Genomic DNA, 8,652 nt, shown 5'->3' with positions numbered 1-8,652 from the left:
TTCAGATAAGGCAGTATTTTGAAGGACAAACATTACCTGAAATAGAGGAGTATGACTAAGATTTCTCTCTGTTTGTAAGGCTTCTACTAACATTTCAAAGGGTAAATCTTGATGAGCATAAGCACCTAAAGACATTTCTCTCACTCTCATCAATAATTCCTGAAAACTGGGATTTTCTGAACAGTCAGTCCGCATTACTAAGGTGTTCACAAAAAAGCCTATTAAACTCTCTATTTCACGACGGTTACGGTTAGCTATAGGTGTGCCTATTAAGATGTCTGATTGTCCTGTATAACGATAAAGTAATATTCCATAGGCTGCTAACAATGTCATAAACATTGTTACCCCTTGTTGCTGACTTAATTCTGTTAGCTTTTGGGTGAGTTCAAGGGATAGTTGGAACTCTTGATGTGCCCCAGTAAATGTTTGGACTGCTGGACGAGGTTTATCTGTTGGTAGTGGTAAGAAAGTTGGTGCGTCTGCTAGTTGTTTTTTCCAATAATTTAATTGGTTTTCTAGGACTTCTCCCTGCAACCATTGTCTTTGCCAAATTGCAAAATCAGCGTACTGAATTGGTAGGGGTTTTAAGGGTGAAGGTTGACCTTGATTAACAGCATTATATAACGCTGTTAATTCTTCAATCAATACACCCATTGACCAACCATCACTAATAACATGGTGCAGACATAATAATAACCAATATTCGTTATTATTCAGCAGGATTAAGGTGGCTCTTACTAATGCTTCTTTACCTAAATCAAAGGTTTTAAATGCTTGTTCTTTGACTAATTTTTTGGCAGCAATTTCTTGTTCTTTTGGGGATAAATGCTGCAAGTCAATTACTGATACAGCCCAATTTGTTACTGTTTGAATAACTTGATTTGGTTGTCCATTAACGGTAATAAAGTTGGTTCTTAATGCTTCGTGACGTTGAATAATTTCCTCTAAACTTTGTGTTAAAGCAGATTGATTAAGATGACCTTGCAAACGTAAAGCTACAGGAATATTATAGAAAGCACTATTAGGTTCTAATTGGTCTAAAAACCAGAGACGAGTTTGAGCGTAAGACAACAATAATTCAGATTGTTCACCCCTTGGTAATATGGGGGGTGCGGATAGGGTTAAATCCTGTTGCTGTAATTGTTGAATTTGTTGGGATAATTCTTCAATTGTTGGTGCTGTAAATAGACTCCTTAAGGGAATTTCTATTGAGAAATTAGTGCGAATGCGGGAAATGAGTTGAGTAGCTAATAATGAGTGTCCTCCTAGTTCAAAGAAGTTATGATTAATGCTTACTTGTTTGACTTTTAAAACTTCAGACCAAATTGTTACCAGTATTTCTTCAATTGGGTTACGCGGCGCAATATACTGCTCTTGGCTTTGGAATTCGGGAGCCGGTAAAGCACGGTAATCAGTCTTACCATTAGGTGTTAAGGGTAGGGATTCCAAAATGACAAAGGCACTAGGAATCATATACTCTGGTAACTTGGCTTTCAGGAATTGCCGCAGTTCAGTAACATTAAGTGAATTTTGCTCTTTTGGAGTGGAAATAATCTCTATTTTGGGAATAATATAGGCGACTAAACGTTTCTGATTTGTCTCATCTTCCCGGGCAATCACAACAGCCGTTTTGACCGCAGTGTGCTGACTAAGAACGGTTTCAATTTCCCCCAATTCAATGCGGAAGCCGCGAATTTTAACCTGGTTATCAATGCGTCCTAAGTATTCGATATTACCATCTGATAGATAACGAGCTAAATCTCCTGTTTTATAGAGGGGTGAATTCGGTAAAAAAGGATTGCTCAAAAACCGTTCAGCCGTCAAGTCAGGTTGCTGGAAATAGCCTCTAGCCACACCATCCCCACCAATATAAAGTTCTCCCGGCACACCAATTGGCACAGGTTGCAAGGATGAGTCTAGGATATAAACTTGGGTGTTAGCAATAGGACGACCAATAGGTTCGGGGGTATCTAGTCGGGGGTTAGGACGATCTCGTTTAACTTCATAAGTGGTTGACCAAACGGTTGTTTCAGTCGGTCCATATATATTCCAAAGAGAACCCACTTTTGCCAACAAACTATCCGCCAATTCTCGTGGCAATGCTTCTCCGCCACAAATCGCCTTTAATTTAGGGTTCCCCTGCCAATCTGGGCTTAATAGAATACGCCAAGTTGCTGGTGTGGCCTGCATCACTGTGGCTTGATGAGTCGCAATTAGTTCGGCTAATCCTAAACCATCTGAGGCAATCTGAGAACTAGCTAAAATCAGCTTTGCCCCCACCACTAAAGGAAGATAGATTTCCAAAGTATGAATATCAAAACTAATCGTAGTAACCGCAACTAAGCAATCTTGAGCGGTTAATCCTGGTTCTGATTTCATGGAATGGATAAAATTCACCAGGGATTGATGGCAAATTTGTACCCCTTTAGGTTTACCAGTTGAACCAGAGGTAAAGATGACATAACACAAATGCTCCGCACCAACCTGACTTTTTGGATTGTTCTGATTTTCTTGAGCAATATCTGACTTATCAGTGTCTAAACAAATAACTTGCGCTCGATGATTGGGGAAGGACTCTAAAATTTGACTAGAGGTAATCAAAAATTTGGCATCAGAATGAGACAAGATATATTCAATTCGCTCTTTAGGATACTCAGGATCAAGAGGTACATAAGCACCACCCGCTTTTAATATCCCCAATAATCCGACCATCATCTCTAAGGAACGCTCAAGGGAAATACCGACTAAAGTATCAGCTTTTACGCCTAATTTCCGCAAATAATGGGCTAACTGATTAGCTCGACAATTTAACTCATTATAGGTTAATTGTTGACCTTCAAATACTACTGCAACAGCATTAGGAGTCCGTTCCACCTGTTCCTCAAACAATTGATGAATACACTTATCTAATGGATAGTCAGCCTGAGTATTATTCCAGTCAAAAAGTAACTGCCGCTGCTCAACTTCTGTGAGCATTGATAATTGGAAAATGGGCTGCTGTGGATTAAGCACAATGGAGTTGAGCAATCTGACAAAATGCTTGGCCATACGCTCAATAGTAACAGCTTCAAATAAATCAGTATTGTATTGCCAACACGGCTCAATCTCCCCTTTCGCTTCCCTTACCATTAAACTCAAATCCAAGTGTCCGCCTCTTTGTCCTAACAAATATGGCTCCATTGGTAACACTGATTTTTGCAGATGCAAGGAATTATTTTTAGCCTCACACCAAGTTTGTGCTTGCCAAGCAAAACTGACTTGACATAAAGGCGAACGGCTAGTATCTCTTTGTGGCTGGAGTTTATCTGCTAACCAAGAAAATGGGTAATCTTGATGCTTTTGGGCTTGTCTAACTATTTTGCCAACTTGAGCCAGAAGTTCTGTAAATGTGGCATTCTCCTGAACAGAAACTCTTAAAACGGTCAGGTTGGAAAAGTAGCCAACAATCTCTTTAAATTCTTTAGCCGTCCGACCTCTCATCGGACTACCTATAAGAATATCTGTTTGATTAGTGTAGCGGTAAAGTTGGACGTAAAATGCTGTGAGCAGAATCTGATAAAGACTGGTGTTCGATGCTGAAGCTAGATACCTGAGTTTTTCAGTTAACTGTTCATCTAGCTTGGCAATGTATGAGGCTCCTTGATAGGTCTTTACTGGGGGGCGGGGTTTGTCGGGAAGCAGATGCAAAATTGGCAATTCGCCAGCTAATTGTTGTTGCCAATATTGCCACAGTTTTTCTCCCCTAGTACCCGATAGCATTGCTGCTTGCCATTGGAGAAAATTTGCATAGGTTTTATTTTCATTTAAAGAATCTGGGGCTGCTTCTGTCTGCTGTTGACTAACTTGCTCCACTTCCCCGGGATATAAAGCTTGAAATTCACTCAGCAGTAAATCATAAGACCACATATCGCCAGCAATGTGGTGCATTGTCAGTAAGAGAATGTGTTCTGCTGCTGAACGAGTAAATAAATTCACCCGCAAAACTGAATCTTTTTCTAAGTTAAAAGGGCGGTCAGCAATAGCATAGATTTTTTCTACTAATTGGTCTTCGCTCCAGTCGCTGGCATCTATTACCTCAACCTTAAAATTCTCTTGCTGGTTAACCTGCTGTACCGGTTTGCCTTCATAACTGGTATAGGTGGTTCTCAGAATTGGGTGCTTTTCAATAATTTTTTGCCAGACACGATTGACAACAGCAATGTTTAAATAAGCATGAATTTTTGCAGTAATAAATATATTATAAGCAACGCTCTCCGGAGCAATTTGGCAGATTAACCACATTGCTTCTTGTCCCGGTGAAAGTGGGTAAATTGTTTTCATATTTCTACTCATGACTCTCCCGCATTTGTGATGATAAAAAAAGGTTATCTAGGGGAAGGCGTATGCTTTATGCCCCTACAGAAACCGAATTTGCCCCCCACTGTAGGGGCGCAAGGAAGCCGAGGACAAAATGTAACATATATCGAACATTTTTCACCATGATGTCGCGAGGTCTGTTATCGCTTTGAGGGAACAGTAAACGGGGAAGAAAATCGGCGCACCTCATTACTTTGAACCCTGTATCCTGAAATCCTATCATAGAAAAGAAAATTTGTCATGGTCAACAAAATTCGGTAATATGTGGTAGTCTGAGAAGCGCTCACTAGCTTTAGCTATCAAAACAATGGTTACTTGTAGTAAGATAACGAGGGTTAAAAAAGCAGTAGCAGGGGGGCTGAGAAAGCGATCACTCTATGCTGACAGATAAAGCGACGGGAGTATGTTACCACAACTCAAGCACAATAACCTTAAAATTGTCGGGGAGCTTTATATTTTCGCCAATTGCCTTCTAATCCGCCAATCCAGCCAAAATCTAAAATCATTCCAGCAAAATGTCCACAACTCAAATATAAATGCTATATGTCCGCCAAAGTCCCTCAAGATCGATCGACGACTAATATTATCTCCGATGTCAGCAAATTTTGGCACAGTGTCAAGCTGATCGCTGCTCCCTATTGGTATCCTACTGAATCGGGGGGAAGGGCTTTTTCTGATGTGATGAAAGCTTGGGCAATGCTCATCCTACTAATCGGGGCAATCCTAGGAGTTGTGGGATTAAATGCCTTCAATAGCTTTGTTAGTAATTACTTAGTTGATGTCATTCTTGAAAAAAGTGATTTTGATAAATTTGTCAAAACTTTGGTAGTTTTTGCGGTTGGACTGCTCTTTGTCACCCTTTTAGTTGGCTTGCTTAAATTTCTCAGAAAAAGAATCGCCCTAGATTGGTATGCTTGGCTCAACGACTGGATTCTCAACAAATATTTGCATAATCGCGCCTATTACAGAATTAATTTTAAATCCGATATCGACAACCCAGATCAGCGTTTATCCCAGGAAATTGAGCCGATTACCAGTAAAGCTCTCTCCTTTTTTGCAGTTGCCCTAGAAAATGTCCTAGATATGATCACTTTTTTAGTGATTCTCTGGTCAATTTCTTCCTCTGTAGCCATTATCTTAGTCGTTTGGACAATTCTCGGTAACGTCATTGCTATCTATTTTAACCAAGCTTTAAATAAAATTACTCAAGAAGAATTAGAACTTAAGGCTAACTACAATTATGCTCTAACCCACATTCGTAATCATGCGGAGTCAATCGCTTTCTTTGAGGGAGAAAATCAGGAATTAAATATTATTCAGCGGCGATTTAATAAACTCTTAGACAGCGCTAAACGTAAAATTGATTGGGAGAGAGGCACAGAAATTTTTAGTCGGGGCTATCAGGCGGCAATTCAAGTATTTACTTTTGTCATTTTGGGTCCTTTGTATATCAATAGTGAGGGCATTAGTTTCGGACAGGTCGGGCAAGCCTGTTTAGCGGCTAATTTGTTTGCTACGGCGCTGGCGGAATTAATTAGTGAATTTGGCACTTCGGCACAATTTAGCAGTTATGTTGAACGTCTATCGCAATTTTCCCAAGCCTTAGAAGAAGTCATTAAACAACCGGAAAATTTAAGCACGATTAAAACCATCGAAGAAAACCAATTTTCCTTTGAAGATGTCACCTTGCAAACCCCCGATTATGAACAGGTAATTGTCGAAAACCTCTCCCTTTCTGTTCAGCCAGGACAAGGTTTATTAATTGTCGGTCCGAGTGGTCGGGGGAAAAGTTCCTTGCTACGCGCAATTGCCGGTTTATGGAATGCCGGAACCGGCCGATTAGTGCGTCCCCCCCTAGAAGAAGTATTGTTTCTGCCCCAACGTCCCTATATAATATTAGGAACCTTGCGAGAACAGTTACTCTATCCCAATCGCAATCAAGAAACCAATGAGATAAAATTAAGGGAAGTTTTGCAAGAAGTCAATCTCCAAAATTTACTAAATCGAGTCAATAGCTTTGATACAGAAGAGCCTTGGGAAAACATTTTGTCCCTGGGAGAACAACAACGTTTGGCTTTTGCTAGGGTATTAATTACCCGTCCCAGTTTTACTATCCTCGATGAAGCCACAAGTGCTTTGGACTTAAACAATGAGGAAAATTTATATCGGCAATTGCAGAAAACTCACACAACTTTTATTAGTGTCGGACATCGGGAAAGTCTCTTTAACTATCATCAATGGGTTTTAGAACTCTCTAGTAATTCCCATTGGCAACTGCTTACAGTGGAGGAATATCGCCGACAAAAAGTGAAAGAAATTATTAATATTTCTGTCGATAATTCTCAAACTAGGCTCGAAGATTTACCGAATCAGGAAACCGAGGTCAATCCTAAAATCAATTCTGCCGGGGAACCCCCCCCCGAATCGCCAACGACAACAATCTTAACAGAAGTCGAAGAGGGACTTTCCCATGCACAAATGAAGGAATTAAGCGACTATTCCCTTAGTAGCATCAGAAGCAAAGCCAGTCAGGGAAAATCAATTACGGGGAAAGATGGACTGACCTATCGCTATGACAAAGACCCTAAAATCTTAAAATGGCTAAGAGTTTAGCCGATGAGAGACGGGTCAAAAAACAACGTTAAACTATTACACCAACTTAGCTACCCAAAAAATGAATCAAACCCTGGTTAATCAACAACAGTTGTTCCAAGAAATCGTCCAAGATATCGAGCAAAATAAAATTGCAATCGCGGCGAAAAAACTCCGTCAACAGGAAGCAGATAGCTGTGAAGTTCCGGCTCAGTGGCTCTGGAAAACAGCAGCGGCTTTAGAAACCAACGACTGGAGCATTTTATCAGAAGATTTCATTAATCTGAATTTTATCGGTAAAAATGGTTATTTTCTGATGATTGCTCCCTATCGCATCAATCGTCAGGGAGAACGACAACTCACGTTGAGTGCAATTTACGGAAAAATTCACCAAAATAGTCAACCTTCTATCGAACAACTAGAAAGCTTGACTCGTGAAAAATTTGGCAGTCTAAGACAACCGATTCCCAGAAATTTATCCTTTACTGAAATTGCTAGTTGTGGCACGGTTAAAGGTGAAAAGGGGGAGGCTTTTATCGTTCCCCATAGGTGGACTTTTCCCAATAGTGTTCAAGGACCAGCTTTAAATAATGCCAGTGAGCAAAAACGACGCTTTTCCGGTTCTAGCTACGAATGTATCCGAAAAATTTTTGAGCCAGAAACGGCCGATTTGCTATTAAGACCCCTAGAGGATCAAATTAATGGTGAACGCTATCGCCATCTCGATACCCAATTCCATGAAGCGGGTCATGCTAGTGGGTTGGGATTTGACTTAAAACTCAAAAATAAACTGTTTCAAAACTATACCTATGCCGGAGTCGAGGAGTGGCGCTCAGATAGTTTAGGCTTTGAATTTGCCGATTGTGCTTTACCTGCCGAAGAAGCGGGAAAATTAGTCGCTGTTAATTTCTGCATTCGCTTTGGTTTAGATGCTCACCGTTTAGGGGGTTTAGAAAAAGATGTGGATGTCCACGCTAGTTTGATCAGTTTGGAATATCTCTTGCAAAATGATGCTATTTATCTCACAAAAAATGGTCAATTGTCCCTGCGTAATGTTAGTTATCCAGGCTTACTAAAAGCGGTGGAAATGCACCGAACAAAAGCCTTATCTCTAACGCAAAGGGAGTTAAATCTAAATAGTCCAACAGGTCTTTTTGCTCTGTATAAAGTAGAGATTCATCCCGCAACCCAATTAATTTTTCAGGGACTAATTGTAGAGCGCTGCCGCGGAATTTGGTCAGAGTTACAATAAGTACCTAGGGTTTGCTGTTAACCGGCCCAGGGAGGGATGTCAATCAGCCATGAGCATCCCTCCAAATCCTATTGATGGCGATAGGGATTGGGGTCAACTCCTCTGAGTTTCTCGCCACAGCAAGTGCCGGCTCTGGAATATTAGTCGTTGACTCCTAAGTAGCTGTTTGCAATTAAATAGAAGATAGGTTTTGCACTCGATCCCCCCTGCCCCCCTTAATAAGGGGGGTGCCGACAGGCGGGGGGATCTTAGAGTTTTTTACGCCCATCTACTTACACATTTATTTATATATATATCGCTAGATAACTAAAATGTGTTAAGCTAGGCGGTAGCATTCTGGGAAATCATGACAGATAAATCAATCTCTTATTAGTCAGAGTCCCTGAACCCCTGATTACCCCTTTCTCCCCCGGTCGATGACAAAACCAATGGCTGAACAACGCTCTGTACTA

The 8,652-nt window shown here is 40.7% G+C and carries 3 protein-coding genes; 2 read left to right on the top strand and 1 reads right to left on the bottom strand.

Annotation, left to right across the window (positions count from 1 at the left end):
- The coding region (locus PX482_RS20940) for a non-ribosomal peptide synthetase (protein WP_288026434.1) at positions 1-4,320 on the bottom strand (4,320 nt) is incomplete at its 3' end.
- Between the two features lie 579 nt (positions 4,321-4,899).
- On the opposite strand from PX482_RS20940, the gene PX482_RS20935 reads away from it, so the two are divergent.
- Complete coding sequence (locus PX482_RS20935) at positions 4,900-6,969, top strand: ABC transporter ATP-binding protein/permease (RefSeq protein WP_002761965.1); 2,070 nt, start codon at positions 4,900-4,902, stop codon at positions 6,967-6,969.
- A 61-nt stretch (positions 6,970-7,030) separates the two neighbouring features.
- A complete protein-coding gene (locus PX482_RS20930) occupies positions 7,031-8,200 on the top strand; it encodes a DUF6014 family protein (protein ID WP_288093472.1) in 1,170 nt (389 codons plus the stop codon).
- The last annotated feature ends 452 nt before the right edge of the window (positions 8,201-8,652 follow it).

The organism is Microcystis sp. M53602_WE12 (assembly GCF_030065455.1).
Taxonomy (GTDB): Bacteria; Cyanobacteriota; Cyanobacteriia; order Cyanobacteriales; family Microcystaceae; genus Microcystis; species Microcystis aeruginosa.
Note: the sequence above shows the minus strand (reverse complement) of the source record. Positions and strands in the feature narration are given on the sequence as shown.

Coding starts and splice junctions, on each gene's coding strand:
- PX482_RS20935 (WP_002761965.1), top strand. CDS start 4,900: ATGTCCGCCAAAGTCCCTCAAGATCGATCGACGACTAATATTATCTCC.
- PX482_RS20930 (WP_288093472.1), top strand. CDS start 7,031: ATGAATCAAACCCTGGTTAATCAACAACAGTTGTTCCAAGAAATCGTC.